This window comes from Burkholderia sp. SIMBA_051, assembly GCF_046534915.1.
GTDB lineage: Bacteria > Pseudomonadota > Gammaproteobacteria > Burkholderiales > Burkholderiaceae > Burkholderia > Burkholderia ambifaria.
Genome location: NZ_JAWRXS010000017.1, coordinates 1 through 22578, shown reverse-complemented (window position 1 = coordinate 22578; position 22578 = coordinate 1). Strand labels below are relative to the sequence as shown.

The window sequence follows — 22578 nt, the reverse complement described above, 5'->3', positions numbered from 1 at the left end:
CGGATATTCGATTCATGGAAAAGACTCTCGATAAACAGGTCGCGATCGTGACCGGCGCATCGCGCGGCATCGGCCGGGCGATCGCGCTCGAACTCGCGCGCCTGGGCGCGACGGTGATCGGCACCGCGACGAGCGAATCGGGCGCCGCCGCGATTACCGCCGGGTTCGCGGAAGCGGGCGTGACGGGCCGAGGCGCGGTGCTGAACGTCAACGACGCGGCGGCCGCCGAAGCGCTGATCGACGCGACCGTGAAGGAATTCGGCGCGCTCCACGTGCTCGTGAACAACGCCGGGATCACGCAGGACCAGCTCGCGATGCGCATGAAGGACGAGGACTGGGACGCGGTGATCGACACCAACCTGAAGTCGGTGTTCCGCCTGTCGCGCGCGGTGCTGCGCCCGATGATGAAGGCCCGCGGCGGCCGCATCATCAACATCACGTCGGTGGTCGGTTCGGCCGGCAACCCGGGCCAGGCCAACTACGCGGCCGCGAAGGCCGGCGTCGCGGGCATGACCCGCGCGCTCGCGCGCGAAATCGGCAGCCGTGGCATCACGGTGAACTGCGTCGCGCCGGGCTTCATCGATACCGACATGACGAAGACGCTGCCGGAAGAACAGCAGGCCGCGCTCAAGACCCAGATTCCGCTCGGCCGACTCGGCAGCCCGGAAGACATCGCCCATGCCGTCGCGTTCCTCGCCTCGCCGCAGGCCGGTTACATCACCGGCACGACGCTGCACGTGAACGGCGGCATGTACATGTCGTAACGGTTTTCGTTTACCATCCGCGCCGTATCCCGTTTTTCAGGCGGATCGGTGCTGGATCGACCATCAAGCCAACGCGCGTTTTGGCGTCAGCAAACCTGATAAAATGCGCGCACTTGTAAATCTGAACTTTCCCTCGGAGGGGTAATGGATAACATCGAACAACGTGTCAAGAAGATCGTCGCTGAGCAACTGGGCGTCGCGGAAGCCGAGATCAAGAACGAAGCATCGTTCGTGAACGATCTGGGTGCTGACTCGCTCGACACGGTCGAACTGGTGATGGCGCTCGAAGACGAGTTCGGCATGGAAATCCCGGACGAAGAAGCAGAGAAGATCACGACGGTTCAGCAAGCGATCGACTACGCTCGCGCAAACGTCAAGGCATAAGCGCCTTTCGCGTTTGTCCGCAACGTCGCCGCGATCTTCGCGATTGACGCGCCATCCTGCCGGCATTCGCGCCGGACGGACTAACAGCCGCAGGGCTCGCAGGGCTGGTTCCTGGGGCCACTGTGGCTTTTGTTTTTGTCATCCAATGGAAAAGAGGTTACCGTGAGCCGCCGTCGTGTTGTCGTTACAGGCCTGGGGCTGATTTCGCCCGTTGGCAATAATGTTGCCGACGGCTGGGCCAATCTCGTCGCCGGCAAGTCCGGCATCGCCACCGTCACGAAGTTCGATCCGTCGAACCTCGCCGTGCATTTCGCGGGCGAGGTGAAGGGTTTCAGCGCCGAGGAGTACATCCCGGCGAAGGAAGCCCGCAACATGGATACGTTCATCCATTACGGCATCGCAGCCGGCGTCCAGGCAATCCGGGACAGCGGCCTCGAGGTGAACGAAGCCAATGCGGAACGCATCGGCGTGCTGGTCGGCTCCGGCATCGGCGGCCTGCCGATGATCGAAGACACGCACCAGACCTACGTCGATCGCGGCGCACGCCGTATTTCGCCGTTCTTCGTGCCGGGTTCGATCATCAACATGATCTCGGGTCACCTGAGCATCATGTTCGGCCTGAAGGGCCCGAACCTCGCGGCCGTGACGGCCTGCACGACCGGTCTGCACAGCATCGGCCTCGCGGCACGCCTGATCCAGGCCGGCGACGCCGACGTGATGGTCGCGGGCGGCGCCGAATCGACGGTGTCGCCGCTGGGCATCGGCGGCTTCGCGGCCGCGCGGGCGCTGTCGACCCGCAACGACGATCCGGCTACCGCGTCCCGTCCGTGGGACAAGGACCGCGACGGCTTCGTGCTGGGCGAGGGTTCGGGCGTGATGGTGCTCGAAGAGTACGAGGCGGCGAAGGCGCGCGGCGCGAAGATCTATGCGGAAGTCTCGGGCTTCGGCATGACGGGCGACGCATACCACATGACCGCGCCGAACATGGACGGTCCGCGCCGCTGCATGGTCGCGGCCCTGCGCGACGCCGGCGTGAACCCGGACGAGGTCCAGTACCTGAACGCGCACGGCACGTCGACGCAGCTCGGTGACAAGAACGAGTCCGACGCGGTGAAGGCGGCATTCGGCGAGCACGCGTACAAGCTCGTCGTGAACTCGACGAAGTCGATGACGGGCCACCTGTTGGGTGGCGCGGGTGGTCTGGAGTCGGTGTTCACGGTGCTGGCGCTGCACAACAACGTGTCGCCGCCGACCATCAACATCTTCAACCAGGACCCCGAGTGCGATCTCGATTACTGCGCGAACACCGCGCGGGACATGAAGATCGACGTGGCCGTGAAGAACAACTTCGGCTTCGGTGGTACCAACGGCACGCTGGTGTTCAAGCGCGTCTGACGTCGAAATCGCTTGACGAGTCCAATCGATGCTCCGGCCGGGCGTCCGCAGCGCTTTGCGTTGCGGGCCTCGGCCGTGTCGTATGTCGTGCTGGCCGCGTTCGTCGCGGCGGCTGCCGCGTCCGTGTACCTGTTCTGGGCGCCGCGGGCCGGCGCCGCCGCCGGCGCGTGCGTGTCTGCGGCGACGGCCGCGCTGCTTGCCGTGTGTGCCGCGCGGGCCTGTGCCCGTCGGCTGCCGGCCGAATTGCGGATCGATGCATTCGGGGAGATTGCGGCGTTTGGCCGCACCGGGCGCTTGCTGGCCCGCGGCCGCGTGACCGGCCACGCGCACTGGAGCAGCCTGCTGCTCGTGCTGTCTGTCGGGCAGGGCGCCCGGCGCGCCCGGCCGCTGCTGATTCCGGCCGATGCGCTCGACGCCGCGTCGTTCAGCGCGCTATCCGTGCTGGCGCGTACCGCGGGCACGGCGGCGCGGGCATGACGGCGGCTTGGTTACCTACCGTAACCAGCGGCCGGCGCCGGAACGCTACAATAACGCTCCGCGTTGCATCCCTAGTTAACGGATTTGTCAGGTGAGTGAAAAAGAAATCGATCAGGCTCTGGTCGAGCGCGTACAGAAAGGCGACAAGGCGGCGTTCGAACTCCTGGTCTCCAAATACCACCGCAAGATCATTCGGCTGATCTCGCGCCTCGTGCGGGATCCCGCCGAGGTCGAGGATGTGGCCCAGGATGCGTTCATCAAGGCGTATCGTGCGCTGCCGCAGTTCCGCGGCGAGTCGGCGTTCTACACGTGGTTGTACCGGATTGCCGTCAATACGGCGAAGAACTACCTTGCGACGCAGGGCCGCCGGGCACCGACCTCCACGGAGGCCGATGCCGAGGAAGCGGAAACTTTCTCCGACGCAGACCAACTAAGGGATATCAACACGCCTGAGTCGATGTTGATGAGCAAGCAGATTGCCGAGACGGTCAACGCTGCAATGGCCGTCCTGCCCGAAGAGTTGCGCCAGGCGATTACGCTGCGCGAGATCGAGGGCCTGAGCTACGAAGAGATCGCGGAAATGATGGATTGTCCGATCGGGACGGTCCGCTCGCGGATCTTCCGGGCGCGCGAGGCAATCGCTGCTAAATTGCGTCCGCTGCTCGATACGCCTGAAGGCAAGCGCTGGTAAGCGCGACGGGTGTAACGGCGCGGTCAGGGTCTAGTTACGGATAGAGTCGTGAATTCACGACGGGGTGTGTGCAAGATGGGGAGCATCATGGGGTCGGTCAATAAGCAGTCGCAAGCGTACTCGCGCGGCGAGCGTCTTTCCGCTCTGGTCGACGGTGAGCTGTTCGACGGCCCGGATCACGGGCAGTTTCTGGCTGAGCTCGATCGTGCGGATCGCGCGACGTGGGCCCACTACCACCTGATCGGCGATGCGCTGCGCTCGGACGAGCTCGCGCTGTCGCCCGCGCTGAGCGTCGCGTTCACCGCGCGCATGTCCGCCGCGCTCGAAAGCGAGCCGCACCTGCTTGCACCGGCCGCCGCGCCGGTCGCGCGCAAGCTGCTGTCGCTGCGCCGCCGTGTCGTGCCCGCTTTCGCGGTGGCCGCCGCGGCCGCCACGCTCACGTGGATCGTCGTTCCGCAACTGCAGACGGCCGGTGCGCCCGGCGCCGTCCAGGTCGCGTCGGCAGGCGCGCCGCAGAGCGGCAACCTGCAGCGCGTGACGGTTGCACAGGCATCGGCACAGCCGGGCCTGCAGGACGTCAACATCATCCGCGACGCAAGTCTCGACCAATACCTTGAAGCGCACCAGCAATTCGCGCAGCAGCCCGTCGTCACAGGCTCGATGCCGCTGATCCGCGCTGCCGTGACCACCACGCCAGGCCAATAAACTCGATGCGGACATTGCAGTTGAATCACGCCATCTCCGGATGGAAGCGGCTGCCGGCCCTCCTGCTTTGCGCAGCCGCCCTGTTGTCCGTTCAATCCCTCCCTGCCAGCGCCCAGCAACCGGACGATCCCGTCGCAACCCGCAAGGGTGCGGCGGAGTGGCTCGACCGCATCCAGCAGGCGGCGCAGCAGCAGAGCTACGAGGGCACGTTCGTCTACCAGCGCGGCGCGTATGTCCAGTCGTCGCGCATCGCGCACGTGGCGTCCCGCGACGGCGAGTTCGAGCGGATCGAAACGCTCGACGGCAAGCCGCGCAAGGTGCTGCGGCATAACGACGAGCTGTACACGTTCGTGCCGGAGCGCAAGCTGTGCGTGGTCGAGCGCCGCCAGACGCGCGACTCGTTTCCTTCGCTGCTCGGCGCGGGCGGCGACCACGTGATGTCCGTTTACGACGCGAAGCTGCTCGGCAAGGACCGCGTGGCGGGGCTCGACGCGCAAGTCGTCGAACTCGTGCCGAAGGATGCGTACCGCTTCACGTACAAGTTGTGGGCCGATGCCCGGACGGGCCTGCTGCTGCGTTCGCAGACGCTCGACGCGAGCGATCACGTGCTCGAGCAGATCGCGTTCTCGCAAGTCCAGACGGGCGGCACGTCCGGCGACAAGGCCGCGATCGCGGCCGGCATGCGCAATTTGAGCGGCTGGACGGTCGTCCGCCCGCCGGTCGCGACGGTCGACATGGAAGCGCAGGGCTGGCAGATCGCGCCGAACGTCGCCGGCTTCCGGAAGATTCGCGAGGTGCGCCGCCCGATGGCCGCGCGCGACGCCGGCGATCCGCCGATTCCGGTCGACCAGGCCGTCTTCACCGACGGGCTCGCGACGATCTCCGTCTTCATCGAGCCGGCCGAAAAGAACACGCGCAAGGAAGGCGCGGGCAGCACCGGTGCGACCCACGTTCTCGTGAAGCGTCGCGGCGATTACTGGATCACCGTGCTCGGCGAAGTGCCGCCGGCCACGTTGCAGCAGTTCGCGGCTGCCATAGAATACAAGGCTTCCAAGTAACGCTACGGCTTCCGACATGACGAAACTCACGCTGCGCAACGTGTTCGCGGCGGCGGTGCTGTGTGCCTGCCTGCCCCTCATCCCGCATACCGCGGTGGCGGCCACGCCGCCCGCCGCCAGCCTTCCCGACTTCGCCGATCTGGTCGAAAAGGTCGGGCCGGCCGTCGTGAACATCCGGACTACCGCGAACGTGCCGATTCCCGGCCCGCGCGGTGCGCTCCCGCCGGGCTTCGACAACGGCGACATGTCGGAATTCTTCCGGCGCTTCTTCGGCATTCCGCTGCCGCAGGCGCCGGGCAACGGTGGCGGCAACGGCAATCCGAAGAACGCGCCGGCGCCGGACAATCCGCCCGACGCCGAGCAGAACCGCGGCGTCGGTTCGGGCTTCATCGTGTCGGCGGACGGTTACGTGATGACGAACGCGCACGTCGTCGACGATGCGGACACCATCTACGTGACGCTGACCGACAAGCGCGAATTCAAGGCGAAGCTGATCGGCGTCGACGACCGCACGGACGTCGCGGTGGTCAAGATCCAGGCGTCGAACCTGCCGGTCGTCGCGATCGGCGATTCGAACAAGGTGCGCGTCGGCGAGTGGGTCGTCGCGATCGGTTCGCCGTTCGGCCTCGACAACACCGTGACGGCCGGCATCGTGAGCTCGAAGAGCCGCAACACGGGCGACTACCTGCCGTTCATCCAGACCGACGTCGCGGTGAACCCCGGCAACTCGGGCGGGCCGCTGATCAACATGCAGGGCGAGGTGATCGGCATCAACTCGCAGATCTACAGCCGCACCGGCGGTTTCATGGGCATTTCGTTCGCGATCCCGATCGACGAGGCGATGCGCGTGGCCGACCAACTGAAGGCGACCGGCAAGGTCACGCGCGGCCGCATCGCGGTGGCGATCGGCGAGGTGACGAAGGACGTGGCCGACTCGATCGGGCTGCCGAAGGCGGAGGGCGCGCTCGTCAGCAGCGTCGAGCCGGGCGGTCCGGCCGACAAGGCGGGCATCCAGCCGGGCGACATCATCCTGAAGTTCAATGGCCGGCCGGTCGAGACGGCGTCGGATCTGCCGCGCATGGTCGGCGACACGAAGCCGGGCACGAAGGCGACCGTCAGCGTATGGCGCAAGGGTCAGGCGCGCGATCTGCCGATCACGATCGCCGAGACGCCGGCGGAGACGACGGCGAAGGCCGAGCAGCGCAAGAACACGCCGCAGAAGCCGCGCCAGGCAAATTCGCTCGGCTTGACGGTCAGCGACATTCCGGCGGATCAGATGAAATCGCTGAAGCTGAAGAATGGCGTGCAGATCGACGCCGTCGACGGCCCGGCCGCCCGTGCGGGCCTGCAGCGCGGCGACATCGTGCTGCGCGTCGGCGACACCGACATCACGAGCGCGAAGCAGTTCGCCGAAGTGACCGCGCAGCTCGATTCGCAGAAGGCGGTCGCGGTGCTCGTGCGGCGCGGCGACAACACGCAGTTCGTGCCGGTGCGCCCGCGCCCGACCCAGAAGTAACGCGCCGATGTTCACGCTCTACGGCCGCGGCTGGTGCCATCTGTGCGACGACATGCGCGACGCGCTGGCGCCGGTGGCGGCCGAATCCGGCATCGAGGTCCGTTACGTGGACATCGATGCCGATCCGGCGCTCGTTGCCCGCTACGACGAGGACGTGCCCGTGCTGCTGCTGGACGGCGCGGAAGTGTGTCGCCACCGGTTCGACGAGGCGAGGGTGCGCGGCGCACTCGCGGCGCGGCGCTGAACCGACCCCGGGCGTCGGCCGGCCGCCCCGCGCGCGGGGCTTTCGTCGGCGGGCCCTTACCACAAAGGCTCCAGCGGGGTGCCCCGGGCCGGGGCGTCCCAAATTACCGCCCGGCAAAGGCCTTTTCGGCTAAAATAAGCCGTTTTTTCACCGACTTACACAAGGCGTGCTCCGCAGTCGTCGAGCGCGCCTTTTTCGCTTGATCGGCACTGAATGGATCATATTCGCAATTTCTCGATCATCGCGCACATCGACCATGGCAAGTCGACACTCGCGGATCGCATCATCCAGGTATGCGGCGGTCTCGCCGACCGTGAAATGGAGGCGCAAGTACTCGACTCGATGGATATCGAGCGCGAGCGCGGCATCACGATCAAGGCGCAGACGGCGGCACTGTCCTATCGCGCCCGCGACGGCAAGGTCTACAACCTCAACCTGATCGATACGCCGGGGCACGTCGACTTCTCGTACGAGGTCAGCCGTTCGCTGTCCGCGTGCGAAGGCGCGCTGCTCGTGGTCGACGCGAGCCAGGGTGTCGAGGCGCAGACGGTCGCGAACTGCTACACGGCGATCGAGCTCGGCGTCGAGGTCGTGCCGGTGCTGAACAAGATCGACCTGCCGGCCGCGAACCCCGAAAACGCGATCGAGGAGATCGAGGACGTGATCGGCATCGATGCGACCGACGCGACGCGCTGCAGCGCGAAGACGGGCCTCGGCGTCGAGGACGTGCTCGAGTCGCTGATCGCGAAGGTGCCGCCGCCGAAGGGCGATCCGGCCGCGCCGCTGCAGGCGCTCATCATCGATTCCTGGTTCGACAACTACGTCGGCGTCGTGATGCTCGTGCGCATCGTCAACGGCACGCTGCGCCCGAAGGAAAAGATCAAGATGATGGCGACCGGCGCGCAGTATCCGGTCGAGCACGTCGGCGTGTTCACGCCGAAGTCGCGCAATCTCGAATCGCTGTCGGCCGGGCAGGTGGGCTTCATCATCGCCGGCATCAAGGAGCTGACGGCCGCGAAGGTCGGCGATACGGTCACGCATGTGGCGAAGGCCGCCAGCGAGCCGCTGCCGGGCTTCAAGGAAGTGAAGCCGCAGGTGTTCGCGGGGCTGTATCCGGTCGAGGCTAACCAGTACGATGCGCTGCGCGAATCGCTCGAGAAGCTGAAGCTCAACGACGCATCGCTGCAGTACGAGCCGGAAGTGTCGCAGGCGCTCGGCTTCGGTTTCCGCTGCGGCTTCCTCGGGCTGCTGCACATGGAAATCGTGCAGGAGCGGCTCGAACGCGAGTTCGACATGGATCTCATCACGACCGCGCCGACGGTCGTCTACGAGGTCGTGCAAAGCGACGGCTCGACGATCATGGTCGAGAACCCGGCGAAGATGCCGGAGCCCGGCCGCATCGCCGAAGTTCGCGAGCCGATCGTCACCGTGAACCTGTACATGCCGCAGGATTACGTCGGCTCCGTGATCACGCTGTGCGAGCAGAAGCGCGGCTCGCAGATCAACATGCAGTATCACGGCCGCCAGGTGCAGCTCACGTACGAGATCCCGATGGCCGAGATCGTGCTCGACTTCTTCGATCGCCTGAAGTCGGTGTCGCGCGGCTATGCGTCGATGGACTACGAGTTCAAGGAATACCGTTCGTCGGACGTCGTGAAGGTCGACATGCTGATCAACGGCGACAAGGTCGATGCACTGTCGATCATCGTGCACCGGTCGCAGTCGCAGTATCGCGGTCGCGAAGTCGCCGCGAAGATGCGCGAGATCATTCCGCGCCAGATGTACGACGTGGCGATCCAGGCCGCGATCGGCGCGCACATCGTCGCGCGCGAGAACATCAAGGCGCTCCGCAAGAACGTGCTCGCGAAGTGCTACGGCGGCGACATCACGCGGAAGAAGAAACTGCTCGAGAAGCAGAAAGAAGGCAAGAAGCGCATGAAGCAGGTGGGTTCGGTCGAGATCCCGCAGGAAGCGTTCCTCGCGATCTTGCGCGTCGAAGACAAATAACAGGACTGTTCCTTTTATGAATTTTGCGCTGATTCTTTTTGTGCTCGTCGTCGTGACGGGCGTAGCGTGGGTGCTGGACAAACTGGTGTTCCTGCCGCGGCGACGCAAGGCGGCCGACGTGGCGATCGAAGAGTTCGATCGCCAGCAGTCGCGCATCGACAAGCGTTTCGCGGACGAAAACGCGGTGCAGACGCGTTCGAAGCTGCGCGACGAAAAGCTGCGCCAGCCGTGGTGGCTCGAGTACACCGCGAGCTTCTTCCCGGTGATCCTGGCCGTGTTCGTCGTGCGTTCGTTCATCGTCGAGCCGTTCAAGATTCCTTCGGGCTCGATGGTGCCGACGCTGCTGGTCGGCGACTTCATCCTCGTCAACAAGTTCGAATACGGCCTGCGCCTGCCGATCACGAACACGAAGATCACGCAGGGCAGCCCGCTGTCGCGCGGCGACGTCGTCGTGTTCCGCTATCCGAAGGACGAGTCGGTCGATTACATCAAGCGCGTGATCGGCCTGCCGGGCGACACGGTCGCCTACCAGGACAAGCAGCTGACGATCAACGGCCAAGCGGTGCCTGAAGCGCCGCTGCCGGATTTCTTCGATGACGAGCGCCAGAACTACGCGAAGCAGTTCGAGGAAACGATCGGCACGAAGAAGAATGCGATCCTCAACAATCCCGCCGTGCCGCCGTTCGTGATGGGCGCCTACGACTATCCGTATCGCGACAATTGCACGTACAACAGCCGCGGCGTGATCTGCAAGGTGCCGCCGGGTCACTACTTCATGATGGGCGACAACCGCGACAACAGCGCGGACAGCCGCTACTGGGGTTTCGTGCCGGACAACAACATCGTCGGCCGCGCGTTCTTCATCTGGATGAACTTCGGCGACCTGAAGCGGATCGGTTCCTTCAACTGATCGCGTTCGACTCGCATCCAACATGCAATACGTGACGCACGGGCCGCGTCACGTATTGCCGGACTACTTTAAGAACCGGCGGTAACACCGCTCCGTCACGCCTTTTCGCGTCCGGCCGTGCCGTTTCGGCCCGACCGGCGCCCGCGTTATACTCCTGCACATGCCCCCATCCCAGTTGGAAAGCCGGCTGCGCTACGAATTTCGCAATGCGGAATTGTTGCGCCAGGCTTTGACCCACCGCAGTCACAGTGCCACGCATAACGAACGGCTCGAGTTTCTCGGCGATTCCGTTCTGAATTGCGCGGTGGCCGCCCTTTTGTTCCAGCGTTTCAGCAAGCTGGACGAAGGCGACCTGTCGCGCGTGCGCGCCAATCTCGTCAAGCAGCAGTCGCTGTATGAAATCGCTCAGGCCCTGAATATCTCCGAAGGGTTGCGGCTGGGCGAGGGCGAGCTGCGCAGCGGCGGCTTCCGCCGCCCGTCGATCCTCGCGGACGCGTTCGAAGCCATCATCGGGGCCGTATTCCTCGATGGCGGCTTCGAAGCCGCCCAAGGGGTCATCAAGCGCCTCTATATCCCGATTCTCGATCACATCGATCCGCGCACGCTCGGCAAGGACGCGAAGACGCTGCTGCAGGAATACCTGCAGGGGCACAAGATCGCGCTGCCGACCTACACGGTCGTCGCGACGCATGGTGCGGCGCACAATCAGCAGTTCGAGGTCGAATGCACGGTGCCGAAGCTCGACGTGAAGGTGTCGGGCTCCGGCGCGAGCCGGCGGGCAGCGGAGCAGGCTGCCGCGAAGAAGGCGCTCGACGAGGTGCTGGCGGCCGCGCCGATGCTGGCCGCGAAGCCGAAGCGTTCGAAGAACGCACGCGGATCGAAGCACGTCGAGCCCGAAATCGTGCCGGGCGTGAAGGGCGTGCAGGAAGCGCTCGACCTGCGTTCTCCGGAACGCAAGGAGCGTGCGGCGGCGCGCGATGCGAAGGTGGCCGCGGCTGCGTTTGCAGCGACCGACGCCGACACGCCGCCGAGCGAACGACCGACGCCGACGCCGATGGCCGCGATTCGCGCGGCGCATGTGGAAACGGCCGCGGACAAGGCTGACCGTGCCGCGAAGCCGACGGCCGACAAACCTGCCGAGAAGGCGTCCGACAAGCCGTCGGATCGCGGCGAAACCGGCTCGCGCGCGGCGGACAAGCCGGCCGAGCGTGCCGACAAGCCCGCGGAAAGCGCAGGCGCACCCCGTGCAGCCGACAAGCCGGCGGGCCAGGCGGCCGATCCGGCCGTGTCGTCCGCGGACAAGCCGGCTGCCGGTTCCGATGCCGCCACGCGCGCGACGCTGCGCGCCCGCGACGCCGCGGCGCCCGATGCCGACACGCCGCCGGGCGGCGCGACCCTCGCCGCCGCGCAGGCGCGCGCGGCGGATGCCGACCACTGAATTGCCCACCGATCGTGCCGCGCGCCGCGCGGCCGGTTCAGAACCTGTCTCCCAAACGATATGAACACTCCCGCTCCTACCGGTTTCCGTTGCGGCATGATCGCGATCGTGGGCCGCCCGAACGTCGGCAAGTCGACGTTGATGAACGCACTCGTCGGCCAGAAGATCAGCATCACGTCGCGCAAGGCGCAAACGACCCGCCACCGCATCACCGGCATCAACACGTTCGACGACGCGCAATTCGTGTTCGTCGACACGCCGGGCTTCCAGACCCGTCACAGCACTGCGCTGAACCGCTCGCTGAACCGCGCGGTCACGTCGACGCTCACGTCGGTCGACGTGATCCTGTTCGTGATCGAGGCCGGCCGATTCGGGCCCGACGACCAGAAGGTGCTCGACCTGATCCCGCCCGGCATGCCGACGCTGCTGATCGCGAACAAGATCGACCGCGTGACCGACAAGGCGACGCTGTTCCCGTTCATGCAGCAGATGAGCGGGCTGCGCGAATTCACCGAACTCGTGCCGCTGTCGGCGCAGCGGCCGGAAGACATCAAGCGCCTGCTCGACACGATCAAGCCGTACCTGCCGGAAGGCGAGCCGATCTACGGCGAGGACGAGCTGACCGACCGCAGCTCGCGCTTCCTCGCGGCCGAAATCCTGCGCGAGAAGGTGTTCCGCTGGACCGGCGACGAACTGCCGTACACGAGCACCGTGCTGATCGACAAGTTCGAGGAGGAAGGGCGCCTGAAGCGCATCTTCGCGACAATCCTCGTCGAGCGCGATTCGCACAAGGCGATGGTGATCGGCAAGAAGGGCGAGAAGCTCAAGCAGATCAGCACCGAGGCGCGGATGGACATGGAGAGGCTGTTCGACGGCCCCGTGTATCTCGAGACCTTCGTGAAGGTGAAGAGCGGCTGGGCCGATAACGAGGCGGGGCTGCGCGCCTATGGGTACGAATGACGCGCTGACGTCGACCGAAGACGCGGTGACCGCCGGCGCGAACGACGCGCCGCTGCCGGCACCGCCCGAACCGCCGCGTCGCAAGGCGCGGCGCGCGACGTCTCGCACGTCCGATTTCCGCGTCGCCGAGCAGCCTGGGTTCGTGCTGCACAGCTATCCGTACCGGGAAACGAGCCTGATCATCGACGTGCTCACGCGCGATCACGGCCGCCTCGCGCTCGTCGCGAAGGGCGCGAAGCGCCCGCACTCCGCGCTGCGCGGCGTGCTGCAGACGTTCCAGCCGTTGCTGCTGTCCTGGTCGGGCAAATCCGAAGTGCGCACGCTGACGGGCGCCGAGTGGGTGGGCGGGATGCTGCCGCTCGGCGGCGACGGGCTGTTGTGCGGCTTCTACGTGAACGAGCTGCTCGTGAAATTCTGCGCGCGCGAGGATCCCCAGCCGCCGCTCTTCAATCATTACGTGCTGACGCTCACGCGCCTCGCGCACGGCGAACCCGCGGTGCAGGTGCTGCGCTCGTTCGAACGCGTGCTGCTGCGCGAGACCGGCTATGCGATGGCGCTGAACCGCACGGTCGCGCGCCGCGCGGTCGAGCCCGATCGCCGCTACGTGTTCGATCCCGAGCGCGGCGTGCGCAATGCCGACGACGACGTGCCGTCGCACTGGCCGGTGATTACCGGACAGACGTTGCTCGACATGGAGCAGGACGATTACCATCGAGCCCAGACGGTAGCGCAAAGCAAGACGCTGATGCGCTTCCTGCTGAACACCTATCTCGGCGGTACGCCGCTTGCCACGCGTCAGATCCTGATCGACCTGCAAAACCTATGAGCTTCTTCCTGACAACGCCCACCGCCATCGATCTCGGCGTGAACATCGACCACGTCGCGACGCTGCGCAACGCGCGCGGCACGGCCTATCCCGATCCGATCCGCGCGGCGCTCGCCGCCGAAGAGGCCGGTGCGGACGTGATCACGCTGCACCTGCGCGAGGACCGCCGCCATATCGTCGACGCCGACGTGCGCAAGCTGCGCCCGCTGCTGAAGACGCGTATGAACCTCGAATGCGCGGTGACGGCCGAGATGCTCGATATCGCGTGCGACGTGCGTCCGCACGACGCGTGCCTCGTGCCCGAGAAGCGTGAGGAGCTGACGACCGAAGGCGGCCTCGACGTCGCAGGCCGCTTCGAGGCCGTGCGTGCGGCCTGCAAGCAGCTCGCCGACGCCGGCGTGCGCGTGTCGCTGTTCATCGATCCGGACGAAACGCAGATCCGCGCCGCGCACGAAGCCGGTGCGCCGGTGGTCGAGCTGCATACGGGCCGCTACGCCGATGCGCACGACGAAGCCGAGCAGCAGCGCGAATACGAGCGCATCGTCGCGGGCGTGCAGGCCGGCGCGCGACTGGGCCTGAAGGTCAACGCGGGCCACGGCCTGCATTACACGAACGTGCAGCAGATCGCCGCGATCGACGGCATCGTCGAACTGAACATCGGCCACGCGATCGTCGCGCACGCGATCTTCGCGGGCTGGGACAACGCGGTGCGCGAGATGAAGGCGATCATGGTCGCCGCGCGTGTCGCAGCGCTGCACGGCGGCGCGCGCTGACGATGCATTTCCTCCGCGCGCGCTTCGCTCGCCGCCCGGCATCGTCCGCGCATCACGGCGGGCGCTGACATGGCGATCTACGGCATCGGCACCGACGTCGTCCAGATAAGCCGCATCGCGGCCGTGCTCGAGCGCACGGGCGGCCGGTTTGCCGAGAAGGTGCTGGGCCCCGACGAGCTGCGCGTGTTCCACGCGCGCCGCGCGCGCTCCGAGGCGCGCGGCATCGCGTTCCTCGCGACGCGCTTTTCCGCGAAGGAAGCGTTCTCGAAGGCGATCGGGCTCGGCATGCACTGGCCAATGACCTGGCGCGCACTGCAGACCCTCAACCAGCGCAGTGGCGAACCGTACGTCGTCGCGTCGGGCGAGCTGGCCGACTGGCTCGCCGCGCGTGGCATCACGGCACGCGTGACGGTCAGCGACGAACGCGACTACGCGGTGTCGTTCGTGGTCGCCGAGACCGACGCCGCACCGCCGCCTGCCCCCACATCTGTTTCCCGAACCACTTCCTGACGGACTTCCCGATTCGATGAAAACGACTCCCGGCCCGGTCATGCTCGACGTCGTCGGCACGGCCCTGTCGCGCGACGATGCGCGGCGCCTTGCCCATCCGAACACCGGCGGCGTGATCCTGTTCGCGCGGCATTTCCAGAACCGCGCGCAGCTGACCGCGCTGACCGATTCGATCCGCGCGGTGCGCGAGGACATCCTGATCGCCGTCGATCACGAGGGTGGCCGCGTGCAGCGGTTCCGTACCGACGGCTTCACGGTGCTGCCCGCGATGCGCCGCCTCGGCGAACTGTGGGACCGCGACGTGCTGCTCGCGACCAAGGTCGCCACCGCGGTCGGCTACATCCTGGCCGCCGAACTGCGCGCGTGCGGGATCGACATGAGCTTCACGCCGGTGCTCGACCTCGATTACGGGCACTCGAAGGTGATCGGCGATCGCGCGTTCCATCGCGACCCGCGCGTCGTCACGCTGCTCGCGAAGAGCCTGAACCACGGGCTGTCGCTCGCGGGCATGGCGAACTGCGGCAAGCATTTCCCGGGGCACGGCTTCGCGGAAGCCGATTCGCACGTCGCGCTGCCGACCGACGACCGGCCGCTCGATGCGATCCTCAAGCAGGACGTCGCGCCGTACGACTGGCTCGGATTGTCGCTGTCCGCCGTGATTCCCGCGCACGTGATCTACACGCAGGTCGACAAGCGGCCGGCCGGCTTCTCGCGCGTGTGGCTGCAGGACATCCTGCGCGGGCAGTTGGGCTTCACCGGCGCGATCTTCAGCGACGACCTGTCGATGGAGGCCGCACGCGAAGGCGGCACGCTCACGCAGGCGGCCGACGCGGCGCTCGCCGCCGGTTGCGACATGGTGCTCGTCTGCAACCAGCCGGAGGCGGCCGAGGTCGTGCTGAACGGTCTGAAGGCGCAGGCGTCGACCGAGTCGGTGCGACGCCTGAAGCGGATGCGCGCGCGCGGCAAGTCGCTCAAGTGGGACAAGCTGATCGTGCAGCCCGAGTATCTGCAGGCGCAGGCGCTGTTGAGCAGCGCACTGGCGTAAGCGGGGAAAGGCGGCGCGATGCCGCTCTCCCGTTGCCGAAAACGAAAAGCCGCGCAAATGCGCGGCTTTTTTCATCGGGACGTGAAGCGCGGGGCGCGATACGTCTTTACGCAACTAACCGTCAGCTCCAGCCAGCGCTCCCAACCACGGCGGCCCGGTCAGTTGACCTTCATTCGCTGCAGCTTGTTGTACAGCGTCTTGGGGCTGATGCCGAGCAGCGTCGCGGCGCGATGGCGCGTGCCGCCGACCGCGTCGAGCGTCGCGCGGATCAGCAGATCCTCTACGTCGGACAGCGGGGTGCCGACCTTGATCTGCACGCTGCTGCCGTTCAGCGCGGCGCCGGCCGCGAAGCTCGCTTCGCCGGCGCGCAGCGTCTCGATGAAGTCGCCGGACGCATCATAGGCAAACCGCACGCGCTCCTGCAGTTCGCGCACGTTGCCGGGCCATTCGTAGGACAGGCATTCGCGCACGAAGCCCTGCGCCGCGCGCTTGTCGGTCGTGCCGCGGCCGGTGGCGCGCGCGTCGCGGTTCAGTTCGTCGATCAGGGAATCCGCGATGGCGAGCGCATCGCCGTCGCGCTCGCGCAGCGGCGGCATCGTGATCGATGCCGCATCGAGACGCAGCCACAGATCCTCGCGCAGCAGGCCGTTCGCGACCGCGTCGCGGGCCGAGCGGCGCGTGGTCGCGATCAGCCGGAAGTCGCTCGCGATCGAGCTCGTGCCGCCGATCCGCATGAAGTTCTGCGAATCGAGCGCATGCAGCAGCGCCTCCTGCAGCACGAGCGGCAGCGCGGTGATCTCGTCGAGGCACAGCGTGCCGCCGCCGGCCTGTTCGAACAGGCCCGATTCGCGCCGCTCGGCGCCGTCGAACGCACCGCGCTCATGACCGAACAGGATGCTGTCGAGCGACGCGCCGTGACGGCCGGCTTGCGCGATCGTGCGGCAGTCGAACGACACGAACGGCCCCTTGCGGCGCCGGCTCAGGTCGTGCAGCGTACGCGCGGCCAGCTTCTTGCCGGTGCCGGCCTCGCCCGCGAACAGCACGGCCGTTTCGGTGCCCGCGTTGTGCTCGATCATGTCGTACACGTGCTGCATCGCCTCGCTGCGGCCGACCAGCGCGCCGAAGCGGCCGAGGTGGCGCAGCGACGCACGCAGCGTCCGCACTTCGTCGATCAGTTCGTAGGGCCGCGGAATCCGGGCCAGCAGGCTGCGCAGGCGCGGAATGTTGATCGGCTTGAGCAGGTAGTCCCAGATGCCGTGACGCAGGCCCTCGATTGCGCTCTCCACCGTCGCGTTGCCCGTCAGCACGATCACCGGCAGCGACCCGTTCGGCTGCTGCTGCGGCAGATGCTGGAGCAGGTCGAACCCGCTGCCGTCCGGCAGGTTCAGGTCGACGAGGACGACATCGGGAATCGAGCGGCCGAGCGCCGTGCGTGCCTCGGCGAGCGACGTGGCCGTGTCGACCGAGAAGCCGTCTGCGGCAAGCAGCGCGGTCAGGCCGGACAGACTGTTGGGATCGTCTTCGACAATCAGGGCGTGTGGCATGGTGGACGCGAGTCGAGTCAAGAGAGGCGGGCTGTCGGCCGTCGAGCCAGCCGCAGCCGCATGTCAGATTAAAGACTGATTTTATGCCCCGCTGCACGCCTGACGGGCATTATTTCTCCATCGCTATAAAACAGTTACCGATGATACAAATTGAATACCTTTAGTGCTGGATTTTGTGTTGCCTATGGTGCCGGAGCCTCTGTTGCTGTTGACGGCAGGCAAATAAAAAGCGCCCCGCAGGGCGCTTTGTTCGAGACGGAAATCGCAGGCGATTACGCGCGGCTGCGGTATTCGTTCGTGCGCGTATCGATTTCGATCTTGTCGCCGGTGCTGCAGAAGAGCGGCACTTGCAGTTCGAAGCCCGTTGCGAGCTTGGCGTTCTTCAGCACCTTGCCCGACGACGTGTCGCCCTTGACGGCCGGTTCCGTGTAGGTGATCTCGCGAACCAGGATCGTCGGCAGTTCGACCGAGATCGCCTTCTCGTTGTAGAACACGACTTCGCAAGCCATGCCGTCTTCGAGGTAGTTCAGCGCTTCGCCCATCATTTCCGCTTCGACTTCGTACTGGTTGTAGTCGGCGTCCATGAACACGTACATCGGGTCGGCGAAGTACGAGTACGTCACTTCCTTGCGGTCGAGCATGACGACGTCGAACTTGTCGTCGGCCTTGTAGACCGATTCCTGACCTGCGTTCGTCAGCAGGTTCTTCATCTTCATCTTGACGACGGCGGCGTTACGGCCCGACTTGTTGTATTCCGTCTTTGCGATGACCCATGCGTCGCTGCCGATCTGAACGACGTTGCCTACGCGGAGTTCCTGTGCGGTCTTCATAAAAAACTGTCCTGATCCAATCAAATAAATAGATGCTTGAGCGTTGCGCAACGGCTGACGGCGCAAGCGGGAGGGTTCCGATGGGCGCCAAGCGCGTTGAAAGCGAGCGCTTGCGTGGTCAGCCGTCGGATAACCGCTTATTTTAACTGAGATTTTGCGAATTCCGCCAGCTTTCCGGCGAGATCGCCGACGCTCGCCAACTCATCGGCCCAGCGGGCCGCGTTGGCGTCGAGTGCTGCACGATGTTGGAGCAAATCGCCCCAGTCGGGCGTGCCGACGCCGTTCCACGCATGCCAGAAGCGCTCGAGCGCCGTGCGGGGCGCGTCGGCGAGGCCGGCCGACAGGTGCGCGAGCGCGGCGTCGAGCTTCGGCAGGTGCGCATCGTCGGCCTGCGGGTAGATGTGCCACACGAACGGCTTGCGCGCCCATTGCGCGCGGACGAACGAATCCTCGCCGCGCACGAAATTGACGTCGGCCACCCACAGCAGCCGGTCGAAGTCGGCCTGGGGGACGAACGCGAGCCCGTATGCGGTCAGGTTGCCGTTCGTCGCGCGTGCGCCGGCGCCGAACGATTCGACCCCGAAAAAGCGCGCGACGGCGGGAGACACGCGGCCGGCCGGCACCAGCGCGACGATGGGCGACGGGCTGTCGCGCCACTGCGCGAGCAGCGCGTCGACCGCCGGATTTTCATACGCGAACAGGCTGACGACCGTCGTGCCGGGCGCCGGCGGCGCGTCGCCGGTCGCCTGCCGCCACCACGCGGCACGCGCCGCCGCGTCGGCTTCGAAGGCCGTGCGGCGCGCGTCGAGGTCGCCTTCTTTCAGCACGCCGCCCGTGCCGGCCGACAGCCCCGGGAAGAAGAACGTCTTCAGCAACGGGTAGCGCGGATGCGGCGACGGCCGCAAATGGAAATCGGCGACCCAGTCCTCGGCGCTCAGATATTCGAGATTGATCCACACGGGGCGGCGCGTGCGGCTGGCCATCGCCGCGAGATACGCGCCGGGCAGCTCGCACGCGAACGCCTCGATCACGACATCGGCGATCTCGAGCGCATCGCCGACTTCCGCATGCCAGTGTTCGACCACGATGCCGTCGAGCGTCTGCCGGGGCGCCTCGGGATCGACGCCCGCCTGCAGCCGCGCGAACGTGTGCAGGTCGTCGATGAAGAGGCGCACCTGCCAGCCGTGTTCGTGCGCGAGCTGGCGCGCGAGGCGCCAGCACACGCCGACGTCGCCGAAGTTGTCGATCACGGTGCAGAAGAGGTCGCATGCGATCGGCTCGTCGGGCGCGAGCGGTGAAGCGGAAGCGGGGGCAGGGGCGGTGCGGGGCATCGATGCGGGCGGTGAATGCTCTAAACTGGCGATTCTAATGGACCCGTTCCGCGCCACAAGGCCCCCGGATCACGCATGACATCCCCAGAAGCCGTCGACATCCCGTTCGAACCGAAGAAGATCCTCGCCCAGTTGCCGCACATGCCGGGCGTCTACCGCTACTACGACACGGCGGGCGCCGTGCTTTACGTCGGCAAGGCGCGCGACCTGAAGAAGCGCGTGTCGAGCTATTTCACGAAGACGCAGCTGTCGCCGCGCATCGCGATGATGGTCACGCGCATCGCGCGCATCGAGACGACCGTCACGCGCTCCGAGGCCGAGGCGCTGCTGCTCGAGAACAACCTGATCAAGGCGCTCGCGCCGCGCTACAACATCCTGTTTCGCGACGACAAGTCGTACCCGTACCTGAAGCTCACCGCGCACCGCTTTCCGCGCATGGCCTACTACCGCGGCTCGGTCGACAAGCAGAACCAGTATTTCGGACCGTTCCCCAGCGCGTGGGCCGTGCGCGAGAGCATCCAGATCCTGCAGCGCGTCTTCCAGTTGCGCACCTGCGAGGATTCCGTCTTCAACAACCGCACGCGGCCGTGCCTGCTGCATCAGATCGGGCGCTGCACGGCGCCGTGCGTCGGCGCGATTTCCGCGGACGACTACGCGATCGACGTGTCGAACGCCGCGCGCTTCCTGCTCGGCCGGCAGTCGGAAGTGATGAAGGAGCTCGAGCAGAAGATGCACGCGTTCGCGGCCGAGCTGAAGTTCGAGCAGGCGGCGGCCGTGCGCAACCAGATGAGTTCGCTCGCGACGGTGCTGCACCAGCAGGCGATCGAGGTCGGCAGCGACAGCGACGTCGACATCCTCGCGGTGGTCGCGCAGGGCGGACGCGTGTGCGTGAACCTGGCGATGGTGCGCGGCGGCCGGCATCTTGGCGACAAGGCCTATTTCCCCGCGCATGTCGAAAGTGCGCTGACGCTTGCCGAAGGCGGCCTCGGCGACGAAGCCGACGGCGCGGATGGTGCCGACGAAGCCGCCGCGGCGTTGCCCGGCGAGTCCGCGGACGAAGCTGCCGCCGCGCGTGACGCGGCGCCGTCGGCGTCGGGGGCATCGGCGGCCTCGGTCGAGGCCGAGGTGCTCGATGCGTTCATCGCGCAGCACTATCTCGGCAATCGCGTGCCGCCCGTGCTGGTCGTGAGCCATGCGCCCGCAAGCCGCGACCTGCTCGAGCTGCTGTCCGAGCAGGCCGGTCACAAGGTATCGCTGGTGCGGCAGCCGCAGGGGCAGCGGCGCGCATGGCTGTCGATGGCCGAACAGAATGCCCGGCTCGCGCTTGCGCGGCTGCTGTCCGAGCAGGGCTCGCAGCAGGCGCGCACGCGCGCGCTGGCGGAGACGCTCAGCTTCGAATGCGACGATCTCGCGATGCTGCGGATCGAGTGTTTCGACATCAGTCACACGATGGGCGAGGCGACGCAGGCGTCGTGCGTCGTCTACCACCATCACAAGATGCAGTCGGGCGAGTACCGTCGCTACAACATCACCGGCATCACGCCGGGCGACGATTACGCGGCCATGCGGCAGGTGCTGACGCGCCGCTACGAGAAGATGGTCGAGCAGGCCGCGCAGGCGGCGGCCGCCGACGCGGCAGCCGGCATCGACGGCGAATCGACGCGCGAGGCCGAGGCGTCGAGTTTGCTGCCGAACATCGTGCTGATCGACGGCGGCAAGGGACAGGTCGAGATCGCGCGGCAGGTGTTCACCGAGCTCGGGCTCGACACGTCGATGCTGGTCGGCGTCGCGAAGGGCGAGGGGCGCAAGGTCGGCCTCGAGACGCTCGTGTTCGCCGACGGACGCACGCCGCTCGAACTCGGCAAGGAGAGCGCCGCGCTGATGCTCGTCGCGCAGATCCGCGACGAGGCGCACCGTTTTGCGATCACCGGGATGCGCGCGAAGCGGGCGAAGGCACGCCAGACGTCGCGGCTCGAGGAGCTCGAAGGGGTCGGCGCGAAACGCCGTCAGCGGCTGCTCGCGCGATTCGGCGGGCTGCGCGGGGTGGTCGCCGCGAGCGTCGAGGAACTGGCGAGCGTCGAGGGCATCTCGCACGCGCTCGCCGAGCAGATCTACAAGCAGCTTCACTGATCCGGGCCGTGCGACCGGCCGCGCCTGCCCGCGCTCTCGCGGTCTTGCGTCCTTGTAGCAGGCCGGTCGACACGGCACAATTGCGAATCCCTTACTGACCCGCATGCCATGCCGTTCAATTTCCCGATTTTCCTGACGTGGGTCCGGATCGTGCTGATTCCGCTCGTCGTCGGCGTGTTCTATCTGCCGGACACGGTGATGGGCGGCGCGCACCGCAACCTCGCGGCAGCGGCGATCTTCATCCTCGCCGCGCTGACCGACTGGTTCGACGGGTTTCTCGCCCGCAAGTGGAACCAGACGTCGTCGTTCGGCGCGTTCCTCGATCCGGTCGCGGACAAGCTGATGGTGACGGCCGCGCTGCTGATCCTCGTGCAGATTTCGCGGGTCGATGCGGCGATCGCGCTGGTGATCGTCGGTCGCGAGATCGCGATCTCGGCGCTGCGCGAATGGATGGCCCAGATCGGCGCATCGAAGAGCGTCGCGGTGAACCAGCTCGGCAAGTTCAAGACCGCGTGCCAGATGGTCGCGATTCCGATGCTGCTGTACTACGGCCCGCTGCCGCTCGGCATCGCGACGATCGACACGCGCGTGTGGGGCGAGTGGCTGATGTATCTGGCGGCGGTGCTGACGATCTGGTCGATGCTGTACTACATGAAGCTCGCATGGCCGCAGATCCGCGAGCGCGGCGGCGCATGACGTGATCGTCCGATTCGATCGCACCGGTTTTTGTAAAAAGGGCTGGAAAAGCTCTTGACACACGAATGTGCCTTCGCCATAATCTCGCTTCTCCGCTGCACGACGAAGTAAGTGTGTGACGGAAGCAGTAGGCAGCAATACGCGGGAGTAGCTCAGTTGGTAGAGCGCAACCTTGCCAAGGTTGAGGTCGCGAGTTCGAGACTCGTCTCCCGCTCCAGATTTTTCTGGCAGCGTGTTGTACGGCAAAGCGCTGCAGATGCAGGACATATGCGGGAGTAGCTCAGTTGGTAGAGCGCAACCTTGCCAAGGTTGAGGTCGCGAGTTCGAGACTCGTCTCCCGCTCC

General features: G+C 66.3%; 22 protein-coding genes and 2 tRNA genes. 21 read left to right on the top strand and 3 right to left on the bottom strand.

Annotation, left to right across the window (positions count from 1 at the left end; genetic code table 11):
- Positions 1-14: 14 nt before the first annotated feature.
- The 17 genes from fabG to nagZ all read left to right on the top strand — a co-directional run bounded on the left by fabG (position 15) and on the right by nagZ (position 15703).
- Positions 15-764: a 3-oxoacyl-ACP reductase FabG gene (gene fabG, locus SB771_RS31320; RefSeq protein WP_006752487.1), complete on the top strand. Its 750-nt coding sequence runs from the start codon at positions 15-17 to the stop codon at positions 762-764.
- Positions 765-908: 144 nt separating this feature from the next.
- A complete protein-coding gene (acpP, locus tag SB771_RS31315) occupies positions 909-1148 on the top strand; it encodes an acyl carrier protein (RefSeq protein WP_004197638.1) in 240 nt (79 codons plus the stop codon).
- A 162-nt stretch (positions 1149-1310) separates the two neighbouring features.
- Entirely contained in the window at positions 1311-2543 is a 1233-nt protein-coding gene (fabF, locus tag SB771_RS31310) for a beta-ketoacyl-ACP synthase II (protein ID WP_105833447.1), read from the top strand.
- Between the two features lie 12 nt (positions 2544-2555).
- Positions 2556-3020, top strand: a complete 465-nt coding sequence (locus SB771_RS31305) for a protein YgfX (protein WP_105833448.1) — start codon at positions 2556-2558, stop codon at positions 3018-3020.
- 91 nt (positions 3021-3111) lie between these two features.
- Positions 3112-3711 carry an RNA polymerase sigma factor RpoE gene (gene rpoE / locus SB771_RS31300; RefSeq protein ID WP_006752490.1) on the top strand — a complete coding sequence of 200 codons (600 nt, stop codon included), beginning with the start codon at positions 3112-3114 and terminating at the stop codon, positions 3709-3711.
- A gap of 87 nt (positions 3712-3798) precedes the next feature.
- The gene (locus SB771_RS31295) at positions 3799-4416 is read left to right on the top strand and encodes a sigma-E factor negative regulatory protein (RefSeq protein WP_012363405.1); all 618 of its coding nucleotides are present in this window, start codon (positions 3799-3801) and stop codon (positions 4414-4416) included.
- A 5-nt stretch (positions 4417-4421) separates the two neighbouring features.
- Positions 4422-5474, top strand: coding sequence for a MucB/RseB C-terminal domain-containing protein (locus SB771_RS31290; RefSeq protein WP_175661040.1), 1053 nt, complete (start codon positions 4422-4424; stop codon positions 5472-5474).
- A gap of 16 nt (positions 5475-5490) precedes the next feature.
- A complete protein-coding gene (locus SB771_RS31285; protein ID WP_011656350.1) occupies positions 5491-6990 on the top strand; it encodes a DegQ family serine endoprotease in 1500 nt (499 codons plus the stop codon).
- 7 nt (positions 6991-6997) lie between these two features.
- On the top strand, positions 6998-7234 hold the full coding sequence (locus tag SB771_RS31280) for a glutaredoxin family protein (protein WP_012363408.1): 237 nt from the start codon (positions 6998-7000) through the stop codon (positions 7232-7234).
- A 213-nt stretch (positions 7235-7447) separates the two neighbouring features.
- Positions 7448-9241 (top strand): translation elongation factor 4, encoded by a 1794-nt coding sequence (lepA, locus tag SB771_RS31275; protein WP_006759775.1) that lies wholly within the window; start codon positions 7448-7450, stop codon positions 9239-9241.
- Positions 9242-9257: 16 nt separating this feature from the next.
- The gene (lepB, locus tag SB771_RS31270; RefSeq protein ID WP_105833451.1) at positions 9258-10151 is read left to right on the top strand and encodes a signal peptidase I; all 894 of its coding nucleotides are present in this window, start codon (positions 9258-9260) and stop codon (positions 10149-10151) included.
- A 160-nt stretch (positions 10152-10311) separates the two neighbouring features.
- Positions 10312-11589 carry a ribonuclease III gene (rnc, locus tag SB771_RS31265; protein WP_175661041.1) on the top strand — a complete coding sequence of 426 codons (1278 nt, stop codon included), beginning with the start codon at positions 10312-10314 and terminating at the stop codon, positions 11587-11589.
- 60 nt (positions 11590-11649) lie between these two features.
- Complete coding sequence (era, locus tag SB771_RS31260; protein ID WP_011656354.1) at positions 11650-12549, top strand: GTPase Era; 900 nt, start codon at positions 11650-11652, stop codon at positions 12547-12549.
- On the top strand, positions 12536-13375 hold the full coding sequence (recO, locus tag SB771_RS31255; RefSeq protein ID WP_175661042.1) for a DNA repair protein RecO: 840 nt from the start codon (positions 12536-12538) through the stop codon (positions 13373-13375). Before era ends, recO begins: the two co-directional genes overlap by 14 nt.
- Positions 13372-14148, top strand: a complete 777-nt coding sequence (gene pdxJ, locus SB771_RS31250; protein WP_011656356.1) for a pyridoxine 5'-phosphate synthase — start codon at positions 13372-13374, stop codon at positions 14146-14148. Before recO ends, pdxJ begins: the two co-directional genes overlap by 4 nt.
- A gap of 69 nt (positions 14149-14217) precedes the next feature.
- On the top strand, positions 14218-14658 hold the full coding sequence (gene acpS / locus SB771_RS31245) for a holo-ACP synthase (protein ID WP_175661043.1): 441 nt from the start codon (positions 14218-14220) through the stop codon (positions 14656-14658).
- Positions 14659-14674: 16 nt separating this feature from the next.
- Positions 14675-15703 (top strand): beta-N-acetylhexosaminidase, encoded by a 1029-nt coding sequence (gene nagZ / locus SB771_RS31240; protein WP_175661044.1) that lies wholly within the window; start codon positions 14675-14677, stop codon positions 15701-15703.
- A gap of 158 nt (positions 15704-15861) precedes the next feature.
- Here nagZ and SB771_RS31235 read toward each other — a convergent pair whose 3' ends face one another.
- From SB771_RS31235 to earP, 3 genes are all read right to left on the bottom strand, one after another.
- The gene (locus SB771_RS31235; protein ID WP_175656041.1) at positions 15862-17247 is read right to left on the bottom strand and encodes a sigma-54-dependent transcriptional regulator; all 1386 of its coding nucleotides are present in this window, start codon (positions 17245-17247) and stop codon (positions 15862-15864) included.
- Positions 17248-17519: 272 nt separating this feature from the next.
- Positions 17520-18077, bottom strand: coding sequence for an elongation factor P (gene efp, locus SB771_RS31230; protein WP_006751871.1), 558 nt, complete (start codon positions 18075-18077; stop codon positions 17520-17522).
- A 137-nt stretch (positions 18078-18214) separates the two neighbouring features.
- Entirely contained in the window at positions 18215-19408 is a 1194-nt protein-coding gene (earP, locus tag SB771_RS31225) for an elongation factor P maturation arginine rhamnosyltransferase EarP (protein WP_175661045.1), read from the bottom strand.
- A 75-nt stretch (positions 19409-19483) separates the two neighbouring features.
- On the opposite strand from earP, the gene uvrC reads away from it, so the two are divergent.
- The 4 genes from uvrC to SB771_RS31205 all read left to right on the top strand — a co-directional run bounded on the left by uvrC (position 19484) and on the right by SB771_RS31205 (position 22576).
- Positions 19484-21538, top strand: coding sequence for an excinuclease ABC subunit UvrC (gene uvrC, locus SB771_RS31220; RefSeq protein ID WP_175661046.1), 2055 nt, complete (start codon positions 19484-19486; stop codon positions 21536-21538).
- Positions 21539-21646: 108 nt separating this feature from the next.
- On the top strand, positions 21647-22234 hold the full coding sequence (gene pgsA, locus SB771_RS31215; RefSeq protein ID WP_006757520.1) for a CDP-diacylglycerol--glycerol-3-phosphate 3-phosphatidyltransferase: 588 nt from the start codon (positions 21647-21649) through the stop codon (positions 22232-22234).
- A 141-nt stretch (positions 22235-22375) separates the two neighbouring features.
- Positions 22376-22451, top strand: a tRNA-Gly gene (locus SB771_RS31210).
- A gap of 52 nt (positions 22452-22503) precedes the next feature.
- A tRNA-Gly gene (locus tag SB771_RS31205) sits at positions 22504-22576 on the top strand.
- Positions 22577-22578 lie beyond the last annotated feature (2 nt).